The sequence below is a fragment of the Caballeronia sp. LP006 genome, assembly GCF_031450995.1.
Taxonomy (GTDB): Bacteria; Pseudomonadota; Gammaproteobacteria; order Burkholderiales; family Burkholderiaceae; genus Caballeronia.
In genome coordinates this window covers 808150-835029 of the sequence record NZ_JARTVW010000004.1, presented here as the reverse complement: position 1 = coordinate 835029, position 26880 = coordinate 808150, and the positions used below count along the sequence as shown (strand labels likewise).

At 62.6% G+C, this 26880-nt stretch carries 23 protein-coding genes; 13 read left to right on the top strand and 10 right to left on the bottom strand.

The annotated features are described in order from the left end of the window. Nucleotides 1-8 precede the first annotated feature (8 nt). From P9250_RS13955 to P9250_RS13945, 3 genes are all read right to left on the bottom strand, one after another. Complete coding sequence (locus P9250_RS13955) at nucleotides 9-1124, bottom strand: succinylglutamate desuccinylase/aspartoacylase family protein (protein WP_244829327.1); 1116 nt, start codon at nucleotides 1122-1124, stop codon at nucleotides 9-11. Nucleotides 1125-1544: 420 nt separating this feature from the next. Beyond that, on the bottom strand, nucleotides 1545-2336 hold the full coding sequence (locus P9250_RS13950; RefSeq protein ID WP_250467382.1) for an ABC transporter substrate-binding protein: 792 nt from the start codon (nucleotides 2334-2336) through the stop codon (nucleotides 1545-1547). Nucleotides 2337-2587: 251 nt separating this feature from the next. After that, complete coding sequence (locus tag P9250_RS13945) at nucleotides 2588-4096, bottom strand: MDR family MFS transporter (protein WP_310393581.1); 1509 nt, start codon at nucleotides 4094-4096, stop codon at nucleotides 2588-2590. A 173-nt stretch (nucleotides 4097-4269) separates the two neighbouring features. Between P9250_RS13945 and P9250_RS13940 the strand changes: the two genes are divergently transcribed. The 3 genes from P9250_RS13940 to P9250_RS13930 all read left to right on the top strand — a co-directional run bounded on the left by P9250_RS13940 (nucleotide 4270) and on the right by P9250_RS13930 (nucleotide 7474). Beyond that, entirely contained in the window at nucleotides 4270-4932 is a 663-nt protein-coding gene (locus tag P9250_RS13940) for a TetR/AcrR family transcriptional regulator (RefSeq protein ID WP_250526865.1), read from the top strand. A gap of 110 nt (nucleotides 4933-5042) precedes the next feature. After that, nucleotides 5043-6494, top strand: a complete 1452-nt coding sequence (locus P9250_RS13935) for an MFS transporter (protein WP_250526864.1) — start codon at nucleotides 5043-5045, stop codon at nucleotides 6492-6494. A gap of 86 nt (nucleotides 6495-6580) precedes the next feature. Continuing rightward, complete coding sequence (locus tag P9250_RS13930; protein WP_250526863.1) at nucleotides 6581-7474, top strand: ferritin-like domain-containing protein; 894 nt, start codon at nucleotides 6581-6583, stop codon at nucleotides 7472-7474. Here P9250_RS13930 and P9250_RS13925 read toward each other — a convergent pair. After that, entirely contained in the window at nucleotides 7467-8201 is a 735-nt protein-coding gene (locus P9250_RS13925; protein ID WP_250526862.1) for a TetR/AcrR family transcriptional regulator, read from the bottom strand. The two genes, P9250_RS13930 and P9250_RS13925, sit on opposite strands and share 8 nt — an antisense overlap. 164 nt (nucleotides 8202-8365) lie before the next feature. Between P9250_RS13925 and P9250_RS13920 the strand changes: the two genes are divergently transcribed. From P9250_RS13920 to P9250_RS13910, 3 genes are all read left to right on the top strand, one after another. Beyond that, complete coding sequence (locus tag P9250_RS13920) at nucleotides 8366-9547, top strand: isovaleryl-CoA dehydrogenase (RefSeq protein ID WP_244829334.1); 1182 nt, start codon at nucleotides 8366-8368, stop codon at nucleotides 9545-9547. A gap of 8 nt (nucleotides 9548-9555) precedes the next feature. After that, complete coding sequence (locus tag P9250_RS13915) at nucleotides 9556-11163, top strand: carboxyl transferase domain-containing protein (RefSeq protein WP_250467375.1); 1608 nt, start codon at nucleotides 9556-9558, stop codon at nucleotides 11161-11163. A gap of 69 nt (nucleotides 11164-11232) precedes the next feature. Next, entirely contained in the window at nucleotides 11233-13221 is a 1989-nt protein-coding gene (locus P9250_RS13910) for an acetyl/propionyl/methylcrotonyl-CoA carboxylase subunit alpha (protein ID WP_310393577.1), read from the top strand. A gap of 17 nt (nucleotides 13222-13238) precedes the next feature. Here the strand turns inward: P9250_RS13910 and P9250_RS13905 are convergent, their stop codons facing one another. Continuing rightward, entirely contained in the window at nucleotides 13239-13769 is a 531-nt protein-coding gene (locus tag P9250_RS13905; protein ID WP_250493590.1) for an OmpA family protein, read from the bottom strand. A gap of 248 nt (nucleotides 13770-14017) precedes the next feature. On the opposite strand from P9250_RS13905, the gene P9250_RS13900 reads away from it, so the two are divergent. Then, on the top strand, nucleotides 14018-15121 hold the full coding sequence (locus tag P9250_RS13900) for an AI-2E family transporter (protein ID WP_244829338.1): 1104 nt from the start codon (nucleotides 14018-14020) through the stop codon (nucleotides 15119-15121). A 35-nt stretch (nucleotides 15122-15156) separates the two neighbouring features. Here P9250_RS13900 and P9250_RS13895 read toward each other — a convergent pair whose 3' ends face one another. From P9250_RS13895 to pcaH, 3 genes are all read right to left on the bottom strand, one after another. Beyond that, on the bottom strand, nucleotides 15157-15477 hold the full coding sequence (locus tag P9250_RS13895) for a DUF2288 domain-containing protein (protein ID WP_244829339.1): 321 nt from the start codon (nucleotides 15475-15477) through the stop codon (nucleotides 15157-15159). Between the two features lie 80 nt (nucleotides 15478-15557). Continuing rightward, nucleotides 15558-16166 (bottom strand): protocatechuate 3,4-dioxygenase subunit alpha, encoded by a 609-nt coding sequence (gene pcaG, locus P9250_RS13890; RefSeq protein ID WP_250467372.1) that lies wholly within the window; start codon nucleotides 16164-16166, stop codon nucleotides 15558-15560. 5 nt (nucleotides 16167-16171) lie between these two features. Beyond that, complete coding sequence (gene pcaH, locus P9250_RS13885) at nucleotides 16172-16873, bottom strand: protocatechuate 3,4-dioxygenase subunit beta (RefSeq protein ID WP_244829341.1); 702 nt, start codon at nucleotides 16871-16873, stop codon at nucleotides 16172-16174. Nucleotides 16874-16999: 126 nt separating this feature from the next. Here pcaH and pcaQ point away from each other — a divergent pair, with 126 nt between their 5' ends. Both pcaQ and P9250_RS13875 read left to right on the top strand, forming a co-directional pair. Further along, complete coding sequence (gene pcaQ / locus P9250_RS13880; RefSeq protein ID WP_250493587.1) at nucleotides 17000-17938, top strand: pca operon transcription factor PcaQ; 939 nt, start codon at nucleotides 17000-17002, stop codon at nucleotides 17936-17938. 208 nt (nucleotides 17939-18146) lie between these two features. Beyond that, nucleotides 18147-18515, top strand: coding sequence for a response regulator (locus P9250_RS13875; protein ID WP_244829343.1), 369 nt, complete (start codon nucleotides 18147-18149; stop codon nucleotides 18513-18515). 94 nt (nucleotides 18516-18609) lie between these two features. Here the strand turns inward: P9250_RS13875 and P9250_RS13870 are convergent, their stop codons facing one another. Further along, entirely contained in the window at nucleotides 18610-19323 is a 714-nt protein-coding gene (locus P9250_RS13870) for a 1-acyl-sn-glycerol-3-phosphate acyltransferase (protein ID WP_250510211.1), read from the bottom strand. A 163-nt stretch (nucleotides 19324-19486) separates the two neighbouring features. Between P9250_RS13870 and P9250_RS13865 the strand changes: the two genes are divergently transcribed. After that, complete coding sequence (locus tag P9250_RS13865; protein ID WP_250510210.1) at nucleotides 19487-20530, top strand: alpha/beta fold hydrolase; 1044 nt, start codon at nucleotides 19487-19489, stop codon at nucleotides 20528-20530. 3 nt (nucleotides 20531-20533) lie between these two features. On the opposite strand, the gene P9250_RS13860 is transcribed toward P9250_RS13865, so the two are convergent. Next, entirely contained in the window at nucleotides 20534-21766 is a 1233-nt protein-coding gene (locus P9250_RS13860) for an EAL domain-containing protein (RefSeq protein ID WP_244829346.1), read from the bottom strand. A 273-nt stretch (nucleotides 21767-22039) separates the two neighbouring features. Here P9250_RS13860 and P9250_RS13855 point away from each other — a divergent pair, with 273 nt between their 5' ends. The 3 genes from P9250_RS13855 (at nucleotide 22040) to P9250_RS13845 (ending at nucleotide 26875) form a co-directional block, all read left to right on the top strand. Beyond that, nucleotides 22040-22462 (top strand): hypothetical protein, encoded by a 423-nt coding sequence (locus P9250_RS13855; protein WP_250493585.1) that lies wholly within the window; start codon nucleotides 22040-22042, stop codon nucleotides 22460-22462. A 622-nt stretch (nucleotides 22463-23084) separates the two neighbouring features. Next, entirely contained in the window at nucleotides 23085-23759 is a 675-nt protein-coding gene (locus P9250_RS13850; protein ID WP_250493584.1) for a hypothetical protein, read from the top strand. 146 nt (nucleotides 23760-23905) lie between these two features. Further along, the gene (locus tag P9250_RS13845; RefSeq protein WP_409014880.1) at nucleotides 23906-26875 is read left to right on the top strand and encodes an EAL domain-containing protein; all 2970 of its coding nucleotides are present in this window, start codon (nucleotides 23906-23908) and stop codon (nucleotides 26873-26875) included. The last annotated feature ends 5 nt before the right edge of the window (nucleotides 26876-26880 follow it).

The following is a 26880-nucleotide window of genomic DNA, read 5'->3' as shown; positions in this document are numbered from 1 at the left end:
TTCAAGGCTCAGGCGGACAAAAGCGACCCCGTGCGATAAGCCTTCGCTCCCGCGATGCGTGCCACTTCCAGCCCGGCGGTCGCAAAGCGCGTGATATGCCGCGCGTACAAAACGCCGGAGGTCGTGCACTTGAGCGTGGTGATGGTATCGGCGAGCGGGTCGATCACATCGGCGATGGCCGAGCCCGCCTCGATGAACGCGCCCACTTGCGCACGGAACACGAGAATGCCGCTCGCAGGCGCGACGATCGGCTCCGCGCCCGCGAGCGGCGTGGCCGGATACGCGAGCGGCGGCAGCGGCACTTGCGGCGCATCGATCACGCCGCGATGAATCAGATAATTGACGATGCCCTGCGCGTCCTTATCGCCGAGTTCATGCGAGACGTCGTGCTGGCTGCGCAACTCGACCGTCACCGAGATGCCGCCGTTCGGAATAGGGAAACGCTCGCCGAAACGCGTACGCAAGTCGGACCAGCAGAAGCTGTGGATTTCGTCGAACGGGTTGCCGACCGAATTCAGCGCGAGCAGGGACGCCTTTGCATCGAGATAGCGCGCGAGCGGTTCGACATCGGCCCAGATATCCGGGTTCGTGTAGAGATGCAGCGCGGCGTCGAGATCGCAGTGCAGGTCGAGCACGACATCGGCGTCGTACGAGAGCTTTTGCAGCGCTAGACGTTGCGATTCGAGTTCGGTGTGCGCCGTTTGCTCGTCGAGCGCTTCCTTCATCGCGGCGCGCACGGCGAGCAGGTTCGCCTGACTGTCGCCGGAAAGGCGCGCTTCGATGCGCGGCGCGATCAACGCGGCCAAATCGTGAAAATTGCGGTTGAAGTTGTGGCCGCTATTGGCTTCGAAACGGCCGAGCAGTTGGCCGTGCAAGATCTGATTCAGCCCGATGGGATTCGGCACCGGCACGATCACCACTTCGCCTCTGAGCTTGCCGTCGGCTTCGAAAGCGGCGAGCAGGCGGCGCAATTTCCACGCGGCGAGCATGCCGGGCAATTCGTCCGCGTGCAGCGAGGACTGAATGTAGATTTTCTGACCGCCGCCCGAGCCGTAGTGATAACTCGTGATGGTGCGGGAAGTGCCGAGCGTCGGCGAAATGAGTTGATGAGTCTTGGTTTGCATGATGTGCGCGCGCATGCGAGTGCGCGGTCTTGTCTCGAATGATGTTTATGGCGGGCCAGCGTGCACGGGCGAGATTGCCGCGTGCCATGGCGATGGCGTCTCCTGTCGACCGGAATGAGCGCTGATGGTGCTTGCCGCGCCCGATTCCGGTTCCATGCGAGATTGCTGCCGTCGGCTTTGCCTCGGACGTTCGATCTTAGCCGAAATCCGCGCGGCGGCGCGTCGGGACGTTTGCGGAGTTGCGCGGAAGGCCAAAGCGGGCACGGAAGAGCGCACCGTTGCTGCGACAAAAGCAGACTCAGCAAAAGCGACCTGCCAGGCGCCAAAAACAAAGCGGGCTCCGCAAAAAAACGCGGAGCCCGCTTCGTAGCCCACTCGAGCGAAGGCCGGTGTGACCGGCGCTTCGCCCGAAGGCATGACTTAGCTGCCGTACACGTCGAAGTCGAAGTACTTCTTCTCGATCTTCTTGTACGTGCCGTCCTTGATGATGTCGGCAATTGCCTTGTCGACTTGCGTCTTGAGGTCGGTGTCTTCCTTGCGCATGCCGATGCCCGCGCCTTCGCCCAGCACCTTCTTGTCGACGATATCCTTGCCCGCGAAGTCATAGCCAGCACCGCGGGGCGTCTTCAGGAAGCCGATTTCAGCCTGCACGGCGTCTTGCAGGGCGGCGTCCAGACGGCCCGAAGTCAGATCTGCGTAAACCTGATCCTGGTTCTGGTACGGCGTAACCGTCACGCCCTTCGGCGCCCAGTAGGTCTTGGCGTAGGTTTCCTGGATCGTGCCTTGTTCCACACCCACGGTCTTGCCCTTCAGGCTTTCGGCCGTCGGCAGGATGTTGCTGCCCTTCTTCGCGACGAGACGCGTCGGCGTGTTGAACAACTTGCTCGAAAAAGCGATCTGCTCGGCGCGTTGCGGCGTCATGGACATCGACGAGAGCACGCCGTCGAACTTCTTCGCCTTGAGGGCGGGGATCATGCCGTCGAAATCGTTCTCCACCCATACGCACTTGGCCTTCAGGCGCGCGCAGATCTCGTTGCCGAGATCGATATCGAAACCGGTCAGCTTGCCATCCGAACCCTTCGATTCGAACGGGGGATAGCTTGCGTCGACGCCAAAGCGAATCGTCGAATAGTCCTTGGCGTGCGCGGTGACGGCGGTGAGCGACGTGGCGGCAAGGAGGGACATCGTCAGGGCCGCGATCAGTTTCTTCACTGTTATTACTCCAGATGGTGGTCGGTTCATCCCGGCAGGTCTCGTATCCGGGCATCCGGCGCCGTAATTGGCGACGCCGGACCTTTGGGTCTTCCGCGGATCGTGTCCGGGCAGAATCGGCAGAAGGGTACCAAGCCAAAATTGTCAGGCATCTAGTGAAAGCACCGATAGCGGCGATTTAGAACTTTCCTTCACATGATTTAGCAAGTGGTTTTGTCTGAATTCTACCGACTTCCTTGCTGATTACTTTCTCAATGCTTGCGAAGCGGATGGTCCTTGAGAAACCACGACAGCGCAAAAGCGATGCACGCGATGCAAGCCGCGACCAAATAAACCGTGTGCATGGAGCCGGCGAACGCGCTCAGATAATCGTCATGCAACGCGGCCGGCAGATTCGCCACCGCGAGCGGCCCGAGCGAACGCGGCATCTCCGTGCCGGCCGGAATCAGCGTTTCGAGCCGGCCGCGCAGGCTTCCCGAGAAAATCGCGCCGAACGCCGCCACGCCGACCGAGCCGCCGATCGAGCGAAAGAGCGTCGCGCTGGAGGTCGCCACGCCGATCATCCGGAATTCGACCACGTTCTGCACCGCCAGCACGAGCACCTGCATCACCATGCCGAGCCCGAGGCCGAGCAGCAGCATGTAGCCGTACATGACCGGCAGCGGCGTGTCGAGGCGCAGCGTGGACAGCAGCACCATGGCGAGCGTGACGAACCCCGTGCCCGCGATCGGGAAAAACCGGTACTTCCCGATCTTGCTGATGACCCGGCCGCTCACGATGGAGGAAAGCAGCACGCCGGCCATCATCGGCGTGATCTGCAGACCGGCCTGCGACGGCGTGGAGCCCTTTACCACTTGCAAATAGAGCGGCAGGAACGTGACCGCGCCGAACAGCGCGCAGCCGACAATGAAACCGATCAGCCCGGCCAGCACGAAGGTGGGTTCCTTGAAGAGCGAGAGCGGCATGATGGGCTCGGCGGCGAGCCGTTCCTCGTAGACGAATCCGCCGATGCAGATCAGCCCGAGCGCGAGCGTGCACCACAGTTGCGGTGAACTCCACGGCAAGAGCGCGCCGCCTTCGCTGGTGAACAGGATGATGCAAGTGAGCGCGGCGGCTAGAAAGCCCGCGCCCATATAGTCCACGCGATGGTTCACGTGCGCCGTATGCGGCTTGAATACGGTCTGGATGACGGCGAGCGCGATCACGCCGAGCGGCACGTTGATGTAGAAAATCCAGCGCCACGACAGATGCTCGACCAGAAAGCCGCCAAGCAGCGGCCCGACGACCGTGGCAAGGCCATACACACCGCCGAAAAGCCCCTGAAAGCGACCGCGTTCGGCGGGTGGGATGACATCGGCGATGGCGGCCATGGTGACCACCATCAGCCCGCCGCCGCCGAGCCCCTGCAACGCGCGCAGCGCGATCAATTGCGTCATGTTCTGCGCGACGCCGCAGAGGATAGACCCGGCAAGGAATATCAGGATGGATGCCTGAAGCATGACCTTGCGTCCGAACTGATCGCCGAATTTGCCGTAAAGCGGCACGACGATGGTCGAACTGAGCAGATAGGACGTGACGACCCACGACAAGCGTTCGAGTCCGCCGAGTTCGCCGACGATGGTCGGGAGCGCTGTCGACACGATGGTTTGATCGAGCGCACCGAGCAGCATGACGAGCAAAAGCGCCGTGAAGAGCAGGCCGAGCGGCGGTTTTGCGGCTTCGTCGACGCCTGCAGGAGCGGTTCGGTGTAAAGATGTCATATCGACCTGTACTTGCGTAGGGACGCCTTTGGCGTCGTGAAAAGCGCTTCAATCCGGTTCTCAGCGCTGCCCGCCGAAAACGGATTGAATTTAATTAACATGAAAGTTAATATAAACGATCATCGAAGGCCCGTCAAACCATCTCTATGTCAAACGATGTAATCGGAGCCGAGTTGCCCGGCGAATCAGGCGAGGTTCAACTGAAGAAAGCGGGGCGGCGGCCGGGCCGTCCGAGCGGCGGTCACAGCGCCGAGGCGCGGGCGCACTTGCTGGATACGGCGCTGATGTTGTTTGCGCGGCAGGGCATCGGCGAAACGACGCTCGGGGCGATTGCCCGCGAGGCCGGCGTAACGCCCGCAATGGTCCATTACTATTTCAAGACGCGCGAGCAGCTACTCGATGTGTTGATCGACGAACGCTTCGCGCCGTTGCGCTCGGAACTGGGACGCGTATTCAACGATCCCTCGGCCGAGCCCGCCGACACCTTGCGCGCCTTCGTGGAGGCGCTGGTCGCGACGGTGGACAAGCATCCGTGGTTCGCGGCGCTGTGGGTACGCGAAGTCATCAGCGAAGGTGGCGTGCTGCGTCAGCGCATGGCAGAACGCTTCGGCGACGAGCGCAAGGATTTGGCCATCGAGCGCATCGCCGGATGGCAGAAAGCGGGCAAGGTAAATCCGGCGCTGGAGCCATCGCTCGTGTTCGTATCGTTGTTCGGACTCGCGGTGTTTCCGCTTGCGACATCACGCTGGCGCGGCCAGGGCGCAGGCGCGATCAGCAAGGAGCAGATCGCGCGGCATGCGGTGGCGTTGTTGATGGATGGGATTCGGGCTGACTGATACGCCCCTCGCAGCTAAAATGCGGCCCTCGTCCCGCGCGCCGAAGACCACCCCTTCGCGCGGGACGCCACATCCGCAAAAGAACCGTCCGGTCGACAGGAGACATATCAATGGCAACTTCCCCCGCGGCGGGCGCACAGCGCACATCGGCCGCTGCGTCCGCGTCCGCGCCACCCGAAATCACCGCCGGGCTCATTTCCGCGCGTCTCGACCGGCTGCCGGCCACGCGCACCATCTGGACTTTCATCGCGCTCCTGAGTCTCGGCTTCTTCTTCGAGCTCTACGACTTGCTGTACTCCGGTTACGTCGCGCCAGGGCTGGTAAAGAGCGGCATCCTCACGCCAACGACAGCGAGTTTCTTCGGTTTCACAGGCGTGGCGAGCTTTATTGCGTCGCTGTTCGCGGGGCTGTTCATCGGCACGGTGGCGTGCGGTTTTCTCGCCGACCGTTTCGGCCGCCGCGCGATCTTCACGTATTCGCTGCTCTGGTACACCGTCGCGAATCTCATCATGGCGTTTCAGGACACCGCGACCGGCCTCAACTTCTGGCGCTTCATCGCCGGCGTGGGAATCGGCGTGGAACTGGTGACGATCGGCACGTATATCTCCGAACTCGCGCCGAAGTACATCCGTGGACGCGCTTTTGCCTGCGAGCAGGCAGTCGGTTTCATGGCGGTGCCGGTGGTCGCGTTCCTCGCTTATCTGCTGGTGCCGCGCGCGCCGTTCGGCTTCGACGGATGGCGCTGGGTCGTCGTGATCGGTGCGCATGGCGCGCTCTTCGTCTGGTGGATTCGCCGCACGCTGCCCGAAAGTCCGCGTTGGCTCGCGCAAAAGGGCCGCCTCGCCGAAGCGGATCGCGTAATGTCGGCGCTCGAAGCCAAAGTGGAACGCGAATACGGCCGGCCGTTGCCGCCGCCCGCCGCGCCCGAGCCGGTGCTCGACGCCGCGCAGGGCGCAGGCTCGTTCGCCGATATGTGGAAGCCGCCCTACGGCCGCCGCGCCACGATGATGATCATCTTCAACGTGTTCCAGACAGTCGGTTTCTACGGCTTCGCCAACTGGGTGCCGGCCTTGCTCGTGAAGCAGGGCGTCACGGTCACGTCGAGCCTCATGTATTCGAGCATCATCGCGATCGCGGCGCCCATCGGGCCGATCATCGGGCTTTTGATTGCCGACCGCATCGAGCGCAAGACGGCCATCGTCGCCATGGCGGGCGCGAATATCGTCTGCGGGCTGCTGTTCAGCCAGTCGTCGGACGCCATCTTCCTGATCGCGATGGGCGTCGGGCTCACGCTGTCGTCGAACATCATGTCGTACAGCTTCCACGCGTATCAGACCGAGTTGTTCCCGACCAGCATCCGCGCGCGCGCCGTCGGCTTCGTCTATTCGTGGAGCCGGTTTTCGGCGATTTTCACGTCATTCATCATCGCGGCCGTGCTCAAGGGCTTCGGGACGACCGGCGTGTTCGTGTTCATCGCGGGCGCCATGCTCGTCGTGATGGCGGCGATCGGCCTCATGGGACCGCGTACGCGCGACATGGCGCTCGAAAAAATCTCGCATTGACGTGAATTGAGCAGCGATTGCTGCGGATTGTCGGCCGGTATGCCAAAATCCGCAGAACGTACCCGATCGTCGCTCAATTTTCGAATATGTCCGACACGCTCACTCCGGTAGAAGCAGATCATGCGATGCGTAATTGGACGTATCGATCGTCAGGAAAGATTCGGATTGGCTCGGATCAGCATCTGCGGATGTTCTGCGAGATGTTGCTGACGACGCACAATCCGTACAAACCGGCCGTGATCGAATGGCCGAAGCTGGCCCCGGCGGCGCTCAAGCGCGTGACGTCGCTGCCCATCTGGGACATCGCGGTGCAGACGGAAGGGCGCGCCTCCATTCGCGTGGCGACTTACGCGGCGGCGGTTCACGATCCGCATTTGCGCGAAGCCTTGCGCGTGAACGGCGGGGAAGAAGCGCGCCACAAGCTCGTACTCTCGAAACTCGTCGAAGCCTATGGCATCGAGCTCGCGCCCGAGCCGCCGTATCCCGCACCGGACGACGCATTGCGCGCGTGGATGCTCACGGGCTACAGCGAGTGCATCGACAGTTTCTTTGCGTTCGGCTTGTTCGAGGCGGCGCGCCAGTCAGGCTATTTTCCCGAAGCGCTCGTCGAAACCTTCGAGCCGGTGATTCAGGAAGAAGCGCGTCACATTCTGTTTTTTGCCAACTGGGTGGCGTGGTATCGGCGCAGTCTGCCGTGGTATCGCAAGCCTGGTTTCCTGCTCAAAACCGCGAGCGTCTGGATTTCGCTGATTCGCGACCGCATTTCGCTCGCACGAGGTTTCGACACGAGCGGCGCGGCGCAAGATGCCAACTTCCCGGCCAACGTCGGCGATTCCGTGGCGGGCAATGTCTCCGTCGCTTCGTTGATCGACCTGTGTCTCGCGGAAAACGCGCGTCGCATGAGCGGTTACGACGCGCGGCTCTTGCGCCCGACCACCGTGCCGATGCTCGCGCGTCTCGCGCGCCGCTTCGTCAAGTAAGCGGCTTCTCTTCGCTCGATGCCGCTTTGTAGCGGCGCGATGCGTCTTCGACATCCTGTCGAAACTGCGCTAGCGCCGCCGTTTTCGCATCGGCGGGTTGCAGCGCGGCCCACAGCACTTCCACCAGTTCATTCGCCGTCGTCTCGATCTGAGTCTGACTCAGGCGGCGTTTTGCAAGCGTGGCGTCCCACAACACGTGTTCCATCGGCCCGAAAACGAGCGAGCGCAAAAGACGCAGCGGAACGTCGCCGCGGACGTGGCCGAGCGTCTGTCCGCGCGCGAGCACGTCCATGAGCGGCGCGGTGTAGCGGCGCTGCAATTCGGTGAGCGTGTCCGACAGATCGTGCTGGCGCGTGCGGCCTTCCGAGAGCACGAGCGCGCACAGACCGGTGCCGTTCATCAGCATTAACCGCAAATGCGTTCTCACGATGAACGCGAACTGCTGGCGCACCGAGCCGTCGCGCGGCATGCCGGTCTCGAAGGCATCGATGATTTCGTCGTACCAGTCCGCGATCACGCGGGCGCACAATTCCCGCTTGCCGCTGAAATAGCTGAACACCGTGGCTTCCGAAATGCCGGCGCGCTGCGCGATTTCCGCGCTGGTGGCGCCGTCGTAGCCTTTCTCGGCGAAGACCTCGCGGCCGGCCTGGAGGATCTCGCGCACGCGTTGTTGCGATTTGACGCCCGACGGCGTACGGCGGTTGGAAGCGGTGCTTTGCGTGGACATGGCGGTAGCGGAAGAGCGTGCGCAAGAAATGTGAGCGTAGCTCAAAAACCTATTGACGGAAAGACGAATAGAGGATGAAATTGGCCCATTCTGCGGCGCTCCATCTGCTGTGAGTGAAACTCAAACGCGACGCGCCGAAACATTGCATCTGGAGGAGACACCCCATGAGCACCGTGCCGGGCCTGAACTTCGCGCTGGGCGAAGACATCGATATGTTGCGCGACACGCTTCAGCATTTCGCGTCGAAGGAAATCGCGCCGCGCGCCGCCGAAATCGACCGCACCGACCAGTTCCCAATGGACCTCTGGAAGAAATTCGGCGACATGGGCGTGCTCGGCATGACGGTATCCGAGGAATACGGCGGCGCGAATCTCGGCTACACCGCGCACATGGTCGCGATGGAAGAAATCTCGCGGGCGTCGGCATCGGTCGGGCTGTCGTACGGCGCGCATTCGAACCTGTGCGTGAACCAAATTCATCGCAACGGCACGGAAGAACAGAAGCGCAAGTATCTGCCAAAGCTCGTTTCCGGCGAACACGTCGGCGCGCTTGCCATGAGCGAGCCGAACGCCGGATCGGATGTCGTCAGCATGAAGCTGCGCGCGGACGAGAAGGGCGACCATTACGTGCTCAACGGCACCAAGATGTGGATCACCAACGGCCCGGATTGCGACACGCTCGTCGTCTACGCGAAGACGGATATCGAAGCGGGCGCGCGGGGCATCACGGCTTTTATCGTCGAGAAGGGCATGAAGGGCTTCTCGGTCGCTCAGAAACTGGACAAGCTCGGCATGCGCGGCTCGCATACGGGCGAACTCGTGTTCGAGAACGTGGAAGTGCCGAAGGAAAACATTCTCGGCGCATTGAACGGCGGCACGAAGGTGCTGATGAGCGGTCTCGACTACGAGCGCGCCGTGCTTGCGGGCGGGCCGACCGGCATCATGCTCGCCTGCATGGATGCGGTCGTGCCGTATATCCATGACCGCAAGCAGTTCGGGCAAGCCATCGGCGAATTCCAGCTGATTCAAGGCAAGGTCGCGGATCTCTATACCACGCTGCAAGCGTGCCGCGCATATCTCTTCGCGGTGGGCCGCCAGCTCGATACGCTCGGCTCGGGCCACGTGCGCCAGGTGCGCAAGGACTGCGCGGGCGTGATTCTCTACACGGCCGAGAAAGCCACGTGGATGGCCGGCGAAGCCATCCAGATTCTTGGCGGCAACGGCTACATCAACGAGTATCCGGTGGGACGCCTGTGGCGCGATGCCAAGCTCTATGAAATCGGTGCGGGCACGAGCGAGATTCGCCGCATGCTGATCGGTCGCGAACTGTTCGCCGAGACGGCTTGAGGCGCGTCATGGCGATCATCGAATCGAAACTGAACCCGCGCAGCGAAGATTTTCGGACCAACGCCGCCGCGCTCGAAGCGCTCGTCGCGGATCTCAAGGCAAAAGTCGCGAAGCTCGCGGAAGGCGGCGGTCAAGCCGCGCGTGACCGGCACGTGTCGCGCAACAAGCTCTTGCCGCGCGACCGCATTGCGCAACTGCTCGATCCGGGCACGCCGTTTCTCGAACTCTCGCAGCTCGCGGCCTACGGCATGTACAACGACGACGCGCCGGGCGCGGGCATCATCACGGGCATCGGGCGCATTGCGGGACAGGAGTGCGTGATCGTCTGCAACGACGCGACCGTGAAAGGCGGCACGTATTATCCGGTGACGGTGAAGAAGCATCTGCGCGCGCAGGAAATTGCCGAACAGAACCGCCTGCCGTGCGTCTATCTCGTCGATTCGGGCGGCGCGAACCTGCCGAATCAGGACGACGTGTTCCCCGACCGCGATCACTTCGGCCGCATCTTCTACAACCAGGCGAACATGTCGGCGGCGGGCATCGCGCAAATCGCGGTGGTCATGGGCTCGTGCACGGCGGGCGGCGCTTATGTTCCGGCGATGAGCGACGAGTCGATCATCGTGAAGGATCAGGGCACGATTTTTCTGGGCGGCCCGCCGCTCGTCAAGGCCGCGACCGGCGAGGAAGTCAGCGCCGAGGATCTCGGCGGCGGCGACGTGCACACGCGTCTTTCCGGCGTCGTCGACCATCTCGCGCAGAACGACGCGCATGCGCTCGGCATCGCGCGCAGTATCGTCGGCAATCTCAATCGCGTGAAGACGCCGCCGCTCGCGCTCAAGGAACCGCTGCCGCCGCGCCATGAAGCGGAGAGCCTTTACGGCGTGATTCCGGTCGATACCCGCAAGCCTTTCGACGTGCGCGAAGTGATCGCGCGCATCGTCGACGATTCCGCTTTCGACGAATTCAAGGCGCGCTACGGCACGACGCTCGTCACCGGCTTCGCGCATATCTGGGGGCATCCGGTCGGCATCGTCGCGAACAACGGCATTCTGTTTTCCGAGTCGGCGTTGAAGGGCGCGCACTTCATCGAACTATGCTGCCAGCGCAAGATTCCACTCGTGTTCCTGCAGAACATCACGGGCTTCATGGTCGGGCGCAAGTACGAAAACGAAGGCATCGCGCGTAACGGCGCGAAGATGGTGACGGCCGTGGCCACGGCAAAGGTGCCGAAGTTCACGGTGATCATCGGCGGTTCGTTCGGCGCGGGCAATTACGGCATGTGCGGCCGCGCCTACTCGCCGCGTTTTCTGTGGATGTGGCCGAACGCGCGCATCTCGGTCATGGGCGGCGAACAGGCCGCGTCCGTGCTCGCAACCGTCAAGCGCGACGGCATCGAGAAGAAGGGCGGCGCGTGGTCGAAGGACGAAGAGGAAGCGTTCAAGGCGCCGATTCGCGATCAATACGAGGCGCAGGGTCATCCGTACTATGCAAGCGCGCGTCTTTGGGATGACGGCGTGATCGATCCGGCGCAAACGCGCGACGTGCTGGGCTTGGGCCTTGCCGCGACGATGAACGCGCCGATCGAAGACACGCGCTTCGGCGTATTCCGCATGTGACGCCAGACGTCGGGACCCAGGCGCCCGACTCGCGTCTCGCACCTCAAGCTGATCCACGGATGTAAAGCCATGTTCAACAAGATTCTGATTGCAAATCGCGGCGAGATCGCCTGCCGTGTCGCGGCGACGGCGAAGCGCATGAATATCGGCAGCGTCGCCGTTTATTCGGACGCGGATGCCCAAGCGAAACACGTCGATGTCTGCGATCAAGCCGTGCACGTGGGCGGCGCGGCGGCATCCGAAAGCTATCTGCGGATGGAGCGAATTGTCGAGGCAGCGCTTTCGAGCGGCGCGCAAGCCGTGCATCCAGGCTACGGCTTTCTTTCCGAGAACGAAGACTTCGCCAATGCATGCGAGAAAGCGGGCATCGTCTTCATCGGGCCGCCGGTCGAAGCCATCCGCGCGATGGGTTCCAAGGCCGCGGCCAAGGCGCTCATGCAATCCGCGTCGGTGCCGCTCGTGCCCGGCTATCACGGCGACGATCAGGACGCCGCGCTCCTGCAACGCGAGGCGGATCGCATCGGCTATCCGGTGCTGCTGAAGGCAAGCGCGGGCGGCGGCGGCAAGGGCATGCGAGTCGTCGAAAAGAGCGAGGACTTCGCGGCCGCGCTCGCCTCATGCAAGCGCGAAGCGGCGTCGAGCTTCGGCAACGATCGCGTGCTGATCGAAAAATATTTGCTGCGCCCGCGTCACGTCGAAGTGCAAGTATTCGCCGATACGCACGGCAACGCGGTCTATCTGTTCGATCGCGATTGCTCGGTGCAGCGTCGGCATCAGAAAGTGCTCGAAGAAGCGCCCGCGCCCGGTCTTTCCGATGCCACCCGACGCGCAATGGGCGAAGCCGCCGTGGCGGCGGCACGCGCGGTGAATTACGTCGGCGCGGGCACGGTCGAGTTCATCATGACGCAGGACGGCCAGTTCTACTTCATGGAGATGAATACGCGCTTGCAGGTCGAGCATCCGGTGACCGAGATGGTAACCGGGCTCGATCTGGTCGAATGGCAGCTGCGCGTGGCGGCGGGCGAGCCTTTGCCCCTGTTGCAAGACGCGCTGAAGGTGCACGGTCATGCCATCGAAGCGCGCATCTATGCGGAGAACCCGGCGCGCGGCTTTTTGCCATCGACGGGCACGCTCAAGCATCTCGCATTGCCGCAGGCGGTGAGTTTTTCGATCGACGGCGACGTGCGTATCGACAGCGGCGTGCGCGAAGGCGACGCCATCACGCCGTTTTACGACCCGATGATCGCGAAGCTGATCGTGCATGGCCGCGACCGTCGAGATGCGCTCGCCCGCATGGCACGGGCGCTGGCCGAATGCGAGATCGTCGGGCTGCATACGAACGTCGAATTCCTGCAACGTATCGTGAAAAGCGAGCCGTTTTCGCAAGGCGAGCTCGACACCGGTTTGATCGAGCGTCATCGCGACACCTTGTTCGCGCCGCCAACCGTACCGCGCAACAAGGCGCTCGCGCTTGCCTGCGCCGCGCTGCTTACGCGCGAAGGCGGCGAGGCGCACGGTCACTCGCCGTGGGACGCGCTCTCGCACTGGCGCATGGCGGGCGGTTATAGCCAGGACCTGAACTGGCGCGAGGTCGATCACGACGACATGTTCAAGGTCGTCTACACGAAAGACGGCGAGAAGCGGCTCGCGCTCGATGGCAAGAGCGCGCGCTTCGACTGGACGCATGGCGGCGCGACCGATTACACCGTGCAATTGGACGATAACCTGCTAAAAGGCACCGTCTTCACCGAAGGCGACATCTTCCACGTCTTTCTCGAAGGCGCGGAATTCCAGTTCGAATGGCAAAACCTGATGGCTCATGCGGGCGACGCCGAACACGAAGGCCGTCTCACCGCGCCGATGCCCGGCAAGGTCATCGCGGTATTGGTGGAGGCAGGCGCGATGGTGGCGAAGGGCGCGCCGCTCATCGTCATGGAAGCCATGAAGATGGAGCATACGATCGTTGCGCCCACGGCGGGAAAAATCGGCGAGATTCTCTTCGACGTCGGCGATCAGGTTGCCGACGGTTCGCAGTTGCTGGTGCTCGAAGCGAGTTGAAGGAAGCTGGAAGCGCGTTACTTCCTGGGCCTGCCGAGCAACGTGTCCTGGCTCTCGGTGCGCACCAGAATCTCGACGCGCCGGTTTAGCGCGCGGCCCTGCGGCGTGTCGTTATTAGCGATGGGCCGCAGGTAAGCCATGCCCTTGGTCGTAATGCGCTCGGCCGGCACGCCGCGCGCGATCAACGCATTCGCAACGGCATTCGCGCGCGCCAGCGACAGTTCGCGGTTGTAGGCGAGCGAGCCTTCGTCGTCGGTATGGCCTTCGATCAGAACAGGCCGCATGCTGCGTTTGAGCACATCCGCGACGCGGTCCAGCACGGCGATGTTCTGCGCGCGGATGCGCGCTTCGTCCCTATCGAAGAGCGGCGCGTCGGGCAGGCGCATCTCCACGCCGCCTTTGACCTGCAGCATGGTGATGCCGTACTGCGCGTTCAGCTTGTCTTCCTTCGTGCGGCTGAGGCCGCTCGAACAGCCTGAGAATAAACTCGCCAGCATCGCAAGCGACGCGCATGTTCCAACGGCCGACTGTAATGCTCTACCTGCCATCCCGTGCTTTCCCTTCTCTTAAGAGAGGCTTTGATTATACGGAGCCCGAATCTTGCCGTTGTAAATAACATTTGCTGCTTGCCCGCAACTATGCGGAACGCTTTGTGCGGATCGAGCGCCAACCTAGTGCCAACTGGGCGTCAACCGGGCGCCAACTTCGTCCGAACGTTCGACGCGCTTACAATGCGTGCGACCATTCAGGTTATCGATTCGAATCTCCGTCTTTCTTCCTGCGAGCTTTCACCGTCATGTCTACACCGCGATATCCGCGTAATCCAGAGCGCAGCAACGAGCATGATACGGACCCGGGCGCACGCATCAACAAGGTACAGCGGGCGGCGTCGGCGGCGCTTTACACGGTGCTCGTGCTGATTGCGCTCTACACGGCGCGCACGTTCATACCGGCGGTGGTGTGGGCTATCGTGATCGCCATTTCATTATGGCCGGCGCTGCACTGGCTGGAGCAGCGTCCGCTGTTCAGGCGGCACAATATCTTGCTCGCGGCGTTTCTTGCCACAGCGGTCGGGCTGCTCTTCGTGGTGCCGTTCGCCATCGTTGCCGCGCAGACCGCCAACGAAGCGAGCGACATGCTCCGCTGGTTCCACGACGTCTTGCGCACCGGTATTCCGATGCCCGCTTTCGTCGAGCATCTACCAATGGGTTCACAGCAGGTTTCGCACTGGTGGCAAGAGAATCTGGCGACACCGCTCGAATCGTCGCCTGCCGTGAAGCGTCTGCATAGCGCGACGGTCGTCGCGATGACGCGCCATTTCGGCGGACGCGTAGTGCATGGGCTCGTCATTTTCGGCTTCATGCTGATGACGCTGTTCTTCATGTTCCAGGCGGGCGCGCGGCTTGGCGAGCAACTGATCGCGGGATCGCGGCGCGCGTTTGGCGCGGACGGTGCGGCGCTCATCCGGCGCATGGCGGACTCGGTGCGCAGCACGGTGATCGGTCTCGTGGTGGTCGGCCTGGGCGAGGGCGCTTTGCTCGGTATCGCCTATGGCATCACGGGCGTGCCGCACGCCACCTTGCTCGGCATGCTGACCGCGGTCGCCGCTATGCTGCCGTTCTGCGCGCCGATCGTCTTCCTCGGCTCGGCGCTATGGCTGCTCGCACAAGGCTCCGTGATTTCGGCTGCCAGCGTGGCGATCTTCGGGCTGATCGTGGTCTTCATCTCCGAGCATTTCGTGCGGCCAGTGCTGATTGGCGGCTCCACGCGCCTGCCGTTTCTGCTCGTCTTGTTCGGCATTCTGGGCGGCGCGGAAACGTTCGGGCTGATCGGGCTTTTCATCGGCCCGGCATTGATGACGATTCTCGTCGTGCTATGGACGGACTGGGTGCGCGATTGAAGACGAAGTCGATGAAGCGCCGCGCGTGACGTAATTCAAATGCCCGCGCCGCGTTCCTGCACGCAGACCCAGGGCGATACCACCACGGCCCACAACTCGGGATCGCGCGCGGCGATATCGACGGCGGTCTGCGCCTGCAAGCGCTCGATGAGTCCGGCCGAGAGCCATTGCGTGACCTGCTGCGTGTCGTCGTTGGCGACAGCCTCGGCGACGCTCACTAGATCCAGGTCGCCCTTCACCCAAATCAGCGCGCCCTTTGCGAAGAAGCGTTCGAGTTCGGACCAGCCGATCTGCGCCGTTTCGGCAAGCAGCTTGGTGTAGAGCGGGCTGGGGCTTTGGTTGGAAGCGTCGGTCATAACGGAAGCAATGGAAACGAAAAGGCGTCCGACACTATAGCGCAGTGCCGGACGCCTTCGTTTCGCCTTGAAGCGGACGTTTAGAGGTCGAAGAACACGGTCTCGTTCGGGCCGCGAAGATGAATGTCGAAGCGATAGATCGTGCCCGACACACCCGGCTTGCCCGTCGGTCCCGCTTCGCGCTTGGCGATCAGCGTATGGCGGCGCTCGGCCGGCACGGCGGCGAGCACGGCGTCGTTCGCGTTGGCTTCGGTTTCATCGTCGAAATAGATGCGCGTGTAGCTGTGCAGCAGCATGCCGCGCATCAGCACGATGACATCGAGATGCGGCGCGGCATCGTCGGCGGTCTTGCCGGGCTTCACCGTATCGACGATAAAACGCAGCTTCGGGTCCGTGCCCGTGCCGACGCGCGCGAATCCGCGAAAGCCCGACTCGCGCGCGGCTTCGGCGCTTTCCACGTAACGGCCGTTCGCGTCAGCCTGCGCGATTTCGATGAGCGCGTCGCCAATTGGCTTGCCTTCCGCGTCGTACACGTTGCCGACCACGGCGATATGCTCGCCCGGCACTTCACGATCCGCGGCCGATGCCGTGAACAGGCTCTTCAGATCGAAGTTGTATTGCTCGGGAACGAGGCCGTAGGCGAAGTACGGTCCGACGGTCTGCGATGGGGTTTGTTTGAGCGTGGTCATGTCGTTCACTCCGTCGGCGTCTGGTCCGGGCCGCGCAGCACGATATCGAATTCGTAGCCGAGCGCGTAGTTTTCCTGAGTCGTGTCGATCGAGAAGCGCGACACGAGGCGCTTTCTCGCCTGCTCGGGAATGCCTTGATAGATCGGATCGAGGTCGAGCAGCGGGTCGCCCGGGAAATACATCTGCGTGACGAGACGCGAGCCGAAGTAGTCGCCGAAGAGCGAGAAGTGAATGTGATTGGGGCGCCACGCGTTGGTGTGATTGCCCCACGGATACGCGCCCGGCTTGATCGTCATGAAGCGGTAGCGGCCTTCGTCGTCGGTCAGGCAGCGGCCCGCGCCGAGGAAGTTCGGGTCGAGCGGCGCGTCATGCTGATCGGCCTTGTGGACATAGCGTCCGGCGGCATTGGCCTGCCACACTTCCACGAGCGTGTTGCGCACCGGGCGGCCGTTGTCGTCCAGCACGCGGCCCGTCACGATGATGCGCTCGCCGAGCGGCTCGCCGTTCTTGGCGGCATTGCGCGTGAGGTCGTTATCGAGCGTGCCCAGGTCGTCCGCGCCATAGACGGGAACGCGGCGGTTGCGCAGATTTTCCTTCAGCGGGATGAGCGGCAGCGAAGGGCTGCGCAGCACGGATGACCGGTAGCCCGGCGACAGATACGGCGGGTGGGAATCCCAGTCGCGAGGCGTGAGAATAGGCGAGGTCATGACGACGTGTCTCCTGTTTTGTAGGGTGTCCGGGTTTTTTCAATCGGATATTTCTGGCAACTACTTTATCGAATGCAGCGAGTTATGGAAAATGATGTTTCGTGCCTGCTTGCATAACGACTCGTCATGGATACCGACTTCACCAACACTCGCGTCAAGTTCCGCCACCTTCAGTGTTTCCTTGCCGTCACGCAGCTCGGCAGCGTGCAGCGCGCGGCCGACAGCCTGTCGATTACGCAGCCGGCCGTGTCGAAGACCATAGGGGAACTCGAATCCATTCTAGGCGTGCGCTTGTTCGAGCGTGGCAGGCGCGGCGCGGTTCCCACGCGCGAGGGCCGGCTCTTCGCGCCGCATGCGAGCGCGTGCGTGGCGTCGCTGCGCGAAGGCGTGGACATGCTGCTGCGCGAACGTGGCGATGTGCCGGGGACCATTTCCATCGGCGTATTGCCGACTGTCGCCACGGCCTTGCTGCCGCCCGCGCTCGCTGCTTTCCGGCAGCAATGGCCGGCGATTTCGCTTGCCGTTCGCACGGATTCGAACGCGCAACTGCTCGAACGGCTGAAGGCGGGCGACGTCGATCTGGTCGTCGGCCGGCTCTCCGAGCCGGAAGCCATGCACGAGCTTTCCTTCGAGCAGATTTATCGTGAACCGCTAGCGGTGATTGTCCGGCGCGAGCATCCGCTGACGTTCGAGGCGCCGCTCACGCCCGCGTTGCTTGCGCGTTTCGCGATCGTCGTGCCGCCATTCGGGACGTTGATTCGTCAGTCGGCTGAAAGCGTTCTGACAGCGTTCGGCGCGCATGCGCTGACCGCGTTGATCGAAACGCTGTCGGTTTCGCTTGGCCGCGCGCTCGCGTTGCACAATGACGCCGTGTGGTTCGTTCCGGCGGGCGCGGTCGCGCAGGACATCGCGCTCGGCTTGCTCGTTGCCTTGCCCATGCCCTTCGCCGGCACCGATGAGCCCATCGGCTTGATACGTCGCAACGACTCCGCGCGCACGCCCGTGGAAGAAAGTCTGGTCGATGCCTTGCGCGAAGCGGGCCGTGCGCGCGCCGGGAACAAGTGACCGGTCGTGCGCCGCGGCGCGCACCTTGCTAGAGCAGCATTTACCGCGCAGATTTCGCGCGAAACAAATACTATGACGTAAGCCCGCCGGGACAGCGAATCGGTTGCAACGAACGCTCGTGGCGCCGGTCTTATCGACGCGTGCCGCTTCGGCGCATCGACGTCATTTCCCGCACTTGGTGCCGCATTGCTGTCAACTCGTTCGCTCCATGAAGACCGTTCTGCTCGTCGATGACGACCCCGCCACCATCGAAGCCTGGACCCTCTGCATGCAAGGGGAGGATTGCCGCGTGCTCTACGCCGTCGACGGCAACGGCGCTCTGTCGATACTCGGCGCGCAGACGGTCGACATCGTCGTGTCCGACTGGATGATGCCGGGACTCGGCGGCGCGCTTCTCTGTCAAACGATGAAGAACGACGCCGCGCTCGCGCACATCCCTTTCCTGATGATTTCAGGGCATCCGAATCCGCCGGCTTTCGTGAGCTACGACGGGTATCTGCGCAAGCCGGTCGAGATGGAGACGCTGGTTGCGGCCGTAAACCGTCTGTGTGCCGCAAAGAAGCGGCCGCTTTATTGAACGGCTGCTGCTTGCGCTTCGACGAGAATCTCGGAACGCGACGACCAAGGCCTCAAGTCGGCATCCACGAGGCAAAGGCTTGCGGCTTAACCAATCAGCGCAACTCCGCCAGCGCCGCATCCATCTGCGCTTGAGCGAGCCGGTTCAACTCCTGCGGGATTTCGCATTCGAGCGGCAAGGCGGGCGTGACGATCACGCGGATATGTCCACCATGATCCGGCCAACCCTTCGCCGGCCAGACCTTGCCCGCGTCGTGGACAACAGGCACGACCGGAACCTTGGTCGCGCACGCGAGCCGCACGCCGCCCGAAGCGAGCTTGAGCGGCGCATCGTGCGCCACGCGCGTGCCTTCCGGAAAGATCACCACGACGTCGCCTTTCTTCAGCCGCGCGGCGCATTCACGCGTGACAGCCTGGTGCGCCTGACGGATCGAGCCGCGGTCGAGGCTCACCATGTCCAGACCGCGCAGCACCCAGCCGAAGAAAGGAATCTGCATGAGTTCGTGCTTGAACACGAAGCTGATGCGGCGCGGAAAGAGCGCCATGAACGCGAGCGTCTCCCAGGTCGATTCATGGCGGCTCAATACGATGCACGGCCCGTGCGGCAAGTGTTCGAGTCCTTCGACCGAGACGCCCACACCGGCGATGACGCGCATCATCGTGACCATCGCGCGGCACCATTGCCTGGCTAACCAATAGCGTCCGTTTCTGCCGACGAACGGGAAAAGCGGCAGGATCAGGATCGACCAGATCGTGCCGCTGCCGAGCAGATAGGTGGCGAAGAGCCACTTGACGAGGGTGCTGCGCATTGAAATCGTGCGATCGACGGAGGAAAGCCCAGAAGCATAACGGTATCGAGCCGTGAACGCACGAGGCAAAAACCGCCGCTTCGCTCATGCGTCTTCGGGCGCGCGATGCAACAATGGCGCGTGCAGGTCATCGACCGCTTATATCAACATCGCAAGGGAACACATGGATCAGGAGCCGGTGAGTTTCGACGAAGGCATGCTCGACGTGGGCGACGGCCATTCCATCTACTGGCGCGCGCAAGGGCCGCGCGAGGCGCCCGTCATGCTCGTCGTGCACGGCGGCCCCGGCGGTGCCATGAATCTCAAATGGGCCGAGGTGCTGGAAGCGGACAAGTGGCGCGTCGTGTTCTTCGACCAGCGTGGCTGCGGCAAGTCGAAGCCTTTCGGCAAGCTGGAGGCGAACGGCATCGATGCGCTCGTCGGCGACATGGAGAAACTGCGAGTCGCGTTGAACATCGAGCGCTGGGCGCTGTTCGGCGGCTCGTGGGGCACGACGCTCGGGCTTGCCTACGGCGTCACGCATCCCGAACGCTGCACGGGCTTCTTGCTGCGCGGCGTGTTTCTCGCGCGGCGCGCGGACATCGACTGGTTCCTGTGGGACGTGCGGCGCGTGTTTCCGGAGGCGCATCGCGCGTTTCTGGATGCCATCGAAGCCGCGAGCGGGAAGCGTCCGACGAGCGGCGAGGAAATCCTGCAACTGACAGAAGCGCCGCTCGCGCGTTTCGATGAAGCCGGCACGCGGCTCGCGCGCGCGTGGACGCTGTATGAGACCACCTTGTCGGTGGTCAACAAGCCGCCGAAGGAGGCGAAGGAAGCGGACGAGGCGAAAGTATCGGGTGAAGCGCAAGCATCGAGCGAAGCGAAGGACTCGAGCGACCCGAAGCAGGACGACAAGCGCCCGAGCGCCGAGGCCAACTCCGCCGCCGTTTCCATGGCGCTGCTCGAACGTCACTACATGGCGCACGAACTGCCGCCCGAACCGCTGCTGCAGCGCGTCGCGCGCATTGCGCATCTGCCGTGCAGTATCGTCCACGGACGTTTCGACATGGTGTGTCCCGCGGATCAGGCGTTCGACCTTGCCGCGCTTTGGCCGGGCGCGCAACTCGCCATCGTGGATGTCGCCGGGCACTGGACCTTCGAGCCCAACAACGTGACGGCATTGCGCAAAGGCGCGGTGGCCCTGGCTCAAGCCATCGCGGCAAGCTGACGCTTACAGGATCGACGGCGCCGCTTCGGTCAGGCGTCGCCAGTCGAGATCCGCGCCCGCGACGATCAGCCGTCCGTTGCGCTGCGTCGCGATGGTGAGCGTGACGCACAGCGACGTCCCCGTTACCGACAGATACGGCGCGCTCGTGATGACCTGCTGCGGCCGCGTGTGGGCATCGACGAAGTAGGGGCGCGTGTCCCAGCGGCCGGTCGAGGCGTCCGCAATGGGCGCGAAGCGGTCGGCCGAGCGCCGCTCACACGCGCCGGCGAGCGTCGGCAGGCATTCGCGACCCGCGTGGTCGAGAAAGAAGCAACTGATCGTACAAGGCAGCGCGAGCAACGCGGCGCAAGCATGCTCGGCGGATGCGCCGCCCGCGAGGCGCGTCGCGGCCTGCGCCAGATTCGAGCGATACGGCATCAGCAGCAAGTCGCTCGCGAGGCGCTCGGTGCGGCGCGTCTGCGCGAGCGAATCGAATACGTTTTCGAAGAGCGGCGTGGCCGCGCCGCGTTCGGCGAGTTGTGCGGCCGGTTGACCGAACAGATAACCCTGCACGAAGTCCACGTTGGAGCGCGCCGCGAGCATCAGGTCGTCGCTGGTTTCGATTCCCTCGGCCACCACGAACATACCGGATTCATGCAGCAGATCGACGAGCTTCGGCATCAGCGCATCGCGCATCGGCGTGCGTCGCTTGCCGCTCTGCGCGCGCACCAGGCTGCGGTCGAGCTTGACGATATCCGGCCGCATCGTGAGCAGACGATCGATATTGGAATGCCCGGCGCCGAAGTCGTCGACGGCGACGAGAAAGCCCTGCGCGCGAAACGAGCGCGTCGCGCGCGCGATCTCCGCGACATCCGAACCGCCCGATTCGAGCACTTCGATCACGATCCGCTCCGGCGCGAGCCCGGCCGCGTGCGTGAGCGCGGCGAACTGTTTCGCATAGCCAGGGTCCGTGAAAGTCGCAGGGTTCATGTTGACGAACAGCCAGTGCGCGCTCGGCAGCACCGGCGCGGCATGACGGAGGTGCGCCAGATGACTCATGCGGTCGAGCGCGGTGAGCTCGCCCGAGACGATCGCGCGGCCAAACAGATCGAACGGGCCGATCAGCGCGCCATCGCCCGCATCGCCGCGCAACAGCGCCTCGTATCCGACTTCGCGCTGATGCGGGAGGCTGTAGATCGGCTGCAGATGCGTGCGAAGCGTGATGCCGTCGACGACTCCGGTGTGCGCCGTCAACACGTCGGACCACGCCGGCCGAGGCCTGACGGCTGCGTGCGGACACAGCGTCGGGGAGAATGCACATACGAGTCGATGAACGGCACGGCAATGGCACGCGGCGAGATGGGGATACAAGGCAGTATCGGCCGAGCGTGCGAAAACTTGAGTGGCGGCGTCGTGTTTGCCCGCGCCCGCGCCGCGACCTATCTTTGAAGAGGCGGTGATACGATCCCGCTGCAACTTAAGCGGCGCAAGGCTCGTCGAAGCTTGCACCAAAACCTTTGAGAGACATCGATGGCGCAACAGAAAACCAATCCAAAACTCGAGCAGGCGCTCACGCGCGGCGATCTCGCCATCCGTCAGGCTAATTCGGCTCGCGCCACGGCGGTGTTGCGCGCACTCGGCAAGATGATCGTGGAGGCGTCGGCGACCATCGGCGTCGAAGCGCACGTGGTCGTTCACGACGGCGACAAGATCTACGATCCCGCCGACGGCGCGTGGCCGCAGCAGTTGCTCGTTTCGCTCGACGGCCCTGTCGAAGAAAACGATCCGGACGAAATTCGCACGATCACCTTGCTCGCCGACACGCCGGCCACCATCTTCCGCTGCGAATGGCAGCGTGCCGACGGCAATCTCGGCCGTCAGGAGGGACGCCCGCTTGCCATGGTTGCCTTCATTACCGACGTCGACATTCCTTGGCTCGACGAAGAAGACTGATTACCCGGTCTTTGATTTGTTCAACAAGTTGTGAGATTCGCGGATGCCAAAAGTCCAGGCATCCGCGTTTTTGTGTCCGCTCATTTCCCCAACAATCCATTTGTTGCCGTTTTCTGTTTTCGAGTGTTGCGTGAAGCGCAAACGTTACCGTGTCCCCTTTTTTTAGTCTTTTGACGTGATTACGCGATATTTCGTATTGCTTGACAGACGGCTATTCTCCTGAATACCTCTCACGGCATTTGGTGGCTGTTGGCCCTCGTTTCTTTTCACTCTTCTTGTGCATGCATATTCGAATACCGGCTATGCATATTTATTTTTGCAGCAGTTGCCCGGCGATTAGTTCGGCAATTAGAATAAAAGTTCTAATTGTTTAGCCTGAATTTTGCTGAGAAACAGTGGCAAGCGCGCACCCCGTTATTTGACTTCGTGAGAGGCTCGATTCGCCGTGTGAGGGCACAACCTTAAAACGCCCATATCACGCGGCAATTTCCTAATCGCCAAGAAAAATGGGGTTTACAAAATGGAACGTCTGAACCTTGCCACGAATGCCGCCGCTAACCAATCTGAAACGGCGCTTCGTCCGACACTCACGGTAGTGCCCGCACTTCAGAAAACGGAACGCATGCCGTTTACTATCCGTATCGTCCAGGACGACGACGGGCTCCAGAAAGCCGTAAGCATCAGGCGTTCTGCGTATGGTCGGCATTTGCCCGAATTCGCCGAGAAAATGACGATCGAGCATTCCGATCGCGATAGCGGCACCGCGGTTTTGCTCGCGGAATCGAAACTCGATGGCGCGCCGTTGGGCACCATGCGCATTCAGACCAATGCGTATGCGCCGCTCGCGGTCGAGCAGTCGATCACGCTGCCGGGTCATCTCGCCGAAAGCCGACTCGCGGAAGCGACGCGCCTCGGCGTGGCGGGCGGCATGGTGGGACGAGTCGTGAAGGTGGCGTTGTGCAAGGCGTTGTGGATGTTCTGCGAACTGCATGAGATCGACTGGATGGTGATTACCGCGCGTGCGCCGCTCGACCGGGAATACGAAGCCATGCTGTTCAAGGACGTGTTCGGCGTAAACGAGTATCTGCCGATGGCGCACGTGGGCGGCATGCCGCATCGCGTGCTGGCCAAGGAAGTGGCGGTCGCGCGGCAGCGTTGGGAAGAGGCGCGTCACCCATTGTTCAACTACATGGTGAATACGCATCATCCGGACATCGATTTGCAATCTGTAGATTTATCTTTTGACTGGGAACCGGTACGATGCCCTGAGGCTCCGCTGATGGCTTACGGCCGGTAGAAGAAGGGCTGCGGTAACGAAAGCAAGAGCAAAAAAGCCGGGCCCGAAGTGGTCCGGTTGGCCAAAGAGTGCGGTGGCGGGGGCAAGCTCGGCTCCGCCGCGCCTCTCGCCGGCAAGATCGGCGCAAACGGGGGGCTTATTCAGGTATGGCGTCGGTTATTCCAGCTTCCTTATCGAGATTCAGACGCTCGGGCTCGTGGATCGACGGCGCGTTGTACGCGGTCGCCGTCTACGCGGTCCCGTTTCTGATCGCACTCGGTACGCTAGCGACGCTCTTCTTTTTACCCCGCCAGTACGAAACGCGGGGCGCGGTCCCGCTTGAACTCCACGTTCTCGCCGATCATGGCGACTCGCTCGGTCCAGAAGCCGCGCGCGAAGCCCTGCGCGCCGCACCGGCCACCACGCGCTACAACACGCATCTCTCCGAAAAACCCGTCTGGTTTTCCATCACGGCGCCCGTCATGAGCACGGAGTCGTCGACTGCAATCGAACTGCCTTCGCGCCACGCGCAGTCGCTTTCATGCTGGAACGCCAGTAACCTCCAGCCGCTCGGCACCGCCGATCGCGAAAGCGTGAGCGGCGAGATGCATCCGGTCAAGGCCGGTTTTTTCGTGCAGGTGGGGCGCATCAAGGCACCGTTGTCCGTCATTTGCCGCGGCGTTTATTCGGGCCCGGCGCAGATCAACGCGTTTGCGTGGGAATGGCAAGGTCTCCGAAGCTCGGCGCTCGACTTCCAGGAAAGCTCCGGGCTGATCGCGGGCGGTTTGCTCACGCTCGCGGTATTCGTTTTCGTCACCGCGTTGATCAATCACGAATGGACGTACGTGATTTTCGCGGTGTGGCTCGTCGGCAATCTGCGTTTGTGCGCCAACGCCATGGGCTGGGACATGCAGTGGCTCGGCCGCGTACTGCCAGCCGACTTCATGACGCCGCTCAGGCAAATCACGTTCGCCGCGTACTACTTGCTGACCGCCGCGCTATTCCAGCAGCTGTTCCGCCGCGAACTGCGCGTGGTCGGTTACCGGTGGCTTTTGCGCGTCATTCAGTACGTCGGCATCGTGCTCCTTGGGGCAGCCGTTGCGTTGCCGTATTCGCTGTTCATTCCGACGCTGTGGGTCATTGCCGGCTTCGGTATCTGCGTGCTGCTGTTCTTCCTCGTGCGGCTCGTGTGGATGGCCCGTTCGCGCACGGTCATGTGGTATGTGGCGTCGCTCGCCATCGTGCTGTTTTCCACGTTCTCCGAAGTACTTGGCGCGGCGTTCGGCCTCAAGGTGCTGGTCGGCGGCGTGAACACGGTAATGGCCGCGCTGTCGTCGAGCATGATGGCGGCGTTTGCCATCGCCGAGCAGATGCGCGCCGAGCGCGACTTCCGCCGTCAGGCGCAGATGGAATTACGCAACACTTACGAAGTCACGCCAATCGGTCTCTTCACGCTCGATACCGACGGCCGCTTCGTGCGCGCCAATCCGGCGCTGCGCTCGATGCTCGACCTGCAGAAAGCGGAATACAAAGTCCGCCACTGGAACGATTACTTCGAGCCCGGCGCGTGGGGAGCGCTGCAGGCGCTGGCATCGAAAGGCAGTGACGGTGAGCTCGAGATGGGCGGTTCCGCCGCGCGCGGCACGGGCGAGCGGCGCTATCTGTTGAAGGCTATCCGCTCGAACGGTTGGATCGAAGGCTCGCTGCAGGACACGACCGAACGTTCGCGCGCCGTCGAGCGTCTGCGCTTTCTCGCGGAGCATGATCCGCTGACGGGCTCGCTGAACCGGCGCGGTATCGAGAAAGCTATTTCCGCCCAAAGCGATGAAATGTTGCCGTGGGCGCTTGCCTATGTCGACCTCGACCGCTTCAAACTCGTGAACGACCTCTTCGGCCACCGCAGTGGCGACGAAGTCTTGCGACAGGTCGCGGCACGCACGCGGGCGCACTTCGCGCGCAATTATGCAGTGGGGCGAATCGGTGGCGACGAGTTCGTCTGCGTCATGCACGACACGTCGATTGAAGACGCCATCGCGGAATGCCGCGAACTCATTTCCATTCTTTCTGACGCGCCCTATCAGGTCGGCAATCGCGCGTTTCAGGTGAAGGCTTCGATCGGTCTCGTCGAATGCTCGCAGGGCGTGCGCGTGCAGGACGCGCTGTCGCATGCGGATCGCGCGTGCCGCGAAGCGAAGAAGGTCGCGCATACTCACCTCGTCACGTACCGCAAGGGCGCGGCGGCGTTCGAGGAGCGCGCGGAAGAATTGAAACTCGTCGAGACGCTCGGCCGAAATCGTCTGCCGCCGGGCCTTTTTCTCGTGATGCAGCCGATCATGTCGTTATCGGCGCCAACGGAATCGCTTAATTTCGAAGTACTTCTGCGCATGCGCGCGCCGGACGGCACAACGCTGCCCGCGGGCAAGGTGATCGTCGCGGCGGAAGAGTCCGGCAATATTGCTGCAATCGACCGCTGGGTCATTACCACGTTGCTCGAATGGATCGAGGCGCATCGCCATGAATTGAAGAACACGCAATTCATTTGCGTCAACCTTTCAGGCGGTTCGCTCAACGACGAGCAATTCATGGAGGATATCTTCGCGTTGTTCGCGCGGCATCAATCAGTGGTGCATTACCTTTGCCTTGAAATCACTGAAAGCGTGGCGCTGCACGATTTGGAGAACACGCAGCGCTTCATCGCGCGCGTCCATGACATGGGCGGCAAAATCGCGCTCGACGACTTTGGCGCGGGTTATTCCTCGTTCAAATATTTGAAGGCACTTTCCGCCGATGCGCTGAAAATCGACGGCGAATTCGTGCGCTCCATGTGTGCGCATCCGGCGGATATCGCCATTGTCGAAGCCATCGTCGCGCTTGCGCGCAATCTCGGCATGCGCAGCGTGGCGGAATGGGTCGAAGACATCGATACCCTGCGCGCATTGCAGGAAATCGGCGTCGATTATGTGCAGGGTTTTTTAGTCGCGAAACCGCAAGACAGCGTCGCCATTCTTTCGGCGACTTCCGCTGCGAGTTTCGTAAAAGATCCGGAAGTGGTGAGTTTTGTCGAGTGCCTGTCCGCGCCGGCGCAGGCGCTCGCATTCGACTATGAATGGCGCGCCCGCGCCGCGGGCACCCATTAACTTTT

Excerpts from the sequence above, each read along its gene's own strand:
- P9250_RS13955 (WP_244829327.1), bottom strand. The coding sequence starts at position 1,124 with ATGCAAACCAAGACTCATCAACTCATTTCGCCGACGCTCGGCACTTCC.
- P9250_RS13945 (WP_310393581.1), bottom strand. The coding sequence starts at position 4,096 with ATGACATCTTTACACCGAACCGCTCCTGCAGGCGTCGACGAAGCCGCA.
- P9250_RS13935 (WP_250526864.1), top strand. The coding sequence starts at position 5,043 with ATGGCAACTTCCCCCGCGGCGGGCGCACAGCGCACATCGGCCGCTGCG.
- P9250_RS13930 (WP_250526863.1), top strand. The coding sequence starts at position 6,581 with ATGTCCGACACGCTCACTCCGGTAGAAGCAGATCATGCGATGCGTAAT.
- P9250_RS13925 (WP_250526862.1), bottom strand. The coding sequence starts at position 8,201 with ATGTCCACGCAAAGCACCGCTTCCAACCGCCGTACGCCGTCGGGCGTC.
- P9250_RS13920 (WP_244829334.1), top strand. The coding sequence starts at position 8,366 with ATGAGCACCGTGCCGGGCCTGAACTTCGCGCTGGGCGAAGACATCGAT.
- P9250_RS13915 (WP_250467375.1), top strand. The coding sequence starts at position 9,556 with ATGGCGATCATCGAATCGAAACTGAACCCGCGCAGCGAAGATTTTCGG.
- P9250_RS13910 (WP_310393577.1), top strand. The coding sequence starts at position 11,233 with ATGTTCAACAAGATTCTGATTGCAAATCGCGGCGAGATCGCCTGCCGT.
- P9250_RS13905 (WP_250493590.1), bottom strand. The coding sequence starts at position 13,769 with ATGGCAGGTAGAGCATTACAGTCGGCCGTTGGAACATGCGCGTCGCTT.
- P9250_RS13900 (WP_244829338.1), top strand. The coding sequence starts at position 14,018 with ATGTCTACACCGCGATATCCGCGTAATCCAGAGCGCAGCAACGAGCAT.
- P9250_RS13895 (WP_244829339.1), bottom strand. The coding sequence starts at position 15,477 with ATGACCGACGCTTCCAACCAAAGCCCCAGCCCGCTCTACACCAAGCTG.
- pcaG (WP_250467372.1), bottom strand. The coding sequence starts at position 16,166 with ATGACCACGCTCAAACAAACCCCATCGCAGACCGTCGGACCGTACTTC.
- pcaH (WP_244829341.1), bottom strand. The coding sequence starts at position 16,873 with ATGACCTCGCCTATTCTCACGCCTCGCGACTGGGATTCCCACCCGCCG.
- pcaQ (WP_250493587.1), top strand. The coding sequence starts at position 17,000 with ATGGATACCGACTTCACCAACACTCGCGTCAAGTTCCGCCACCTTCAG.
- P9250_RS13875 (WP_244829343.1), top strand. The coding sequence starts at position 18,147 with ATGAAGACCGTTCTGCTCGTCGATGACGACCCCGCCACCATCGAAGCC.
- P9250_RS13870 (WP_250510211.1), bottom strand. The coding sequence starts at position 19,323 with ATGCGCAGCACCCTCGTCAAGTGGCTCTTCGCCACCTATCTGCTCGGC.
- P9250_RS13865 (WP_250510210.1), top strand. The coding sequence starts at position 19,487 with ATGGATCAGGAGCCGGTGAGTTTCGACGAAGGCATGCTCGACGTGGGC.
- P9250_RS13855 (WP_250493585.1), top strand. The coding sequence starts at position 22,040 with ATGGCGCAACAGAAAACCAATCCAAAACTCGAGCAGGCGCTCACGCGC.
- P9250_RS13850 (WP_250493584.1), top strand. The coding sequence starts at position 23,085 with ATGCCGTTTACTATCCGTATCGTCCAGGACGACGACGGGCTCCAGAAA.
- P9250_RS13845 (WP_409014880.1), top strand. The coding sequence starts at position 23,906 with ATGGCGTCGGTTATTCCAGCTTCCTTATCGAGATTCAGACGCTCGGGC.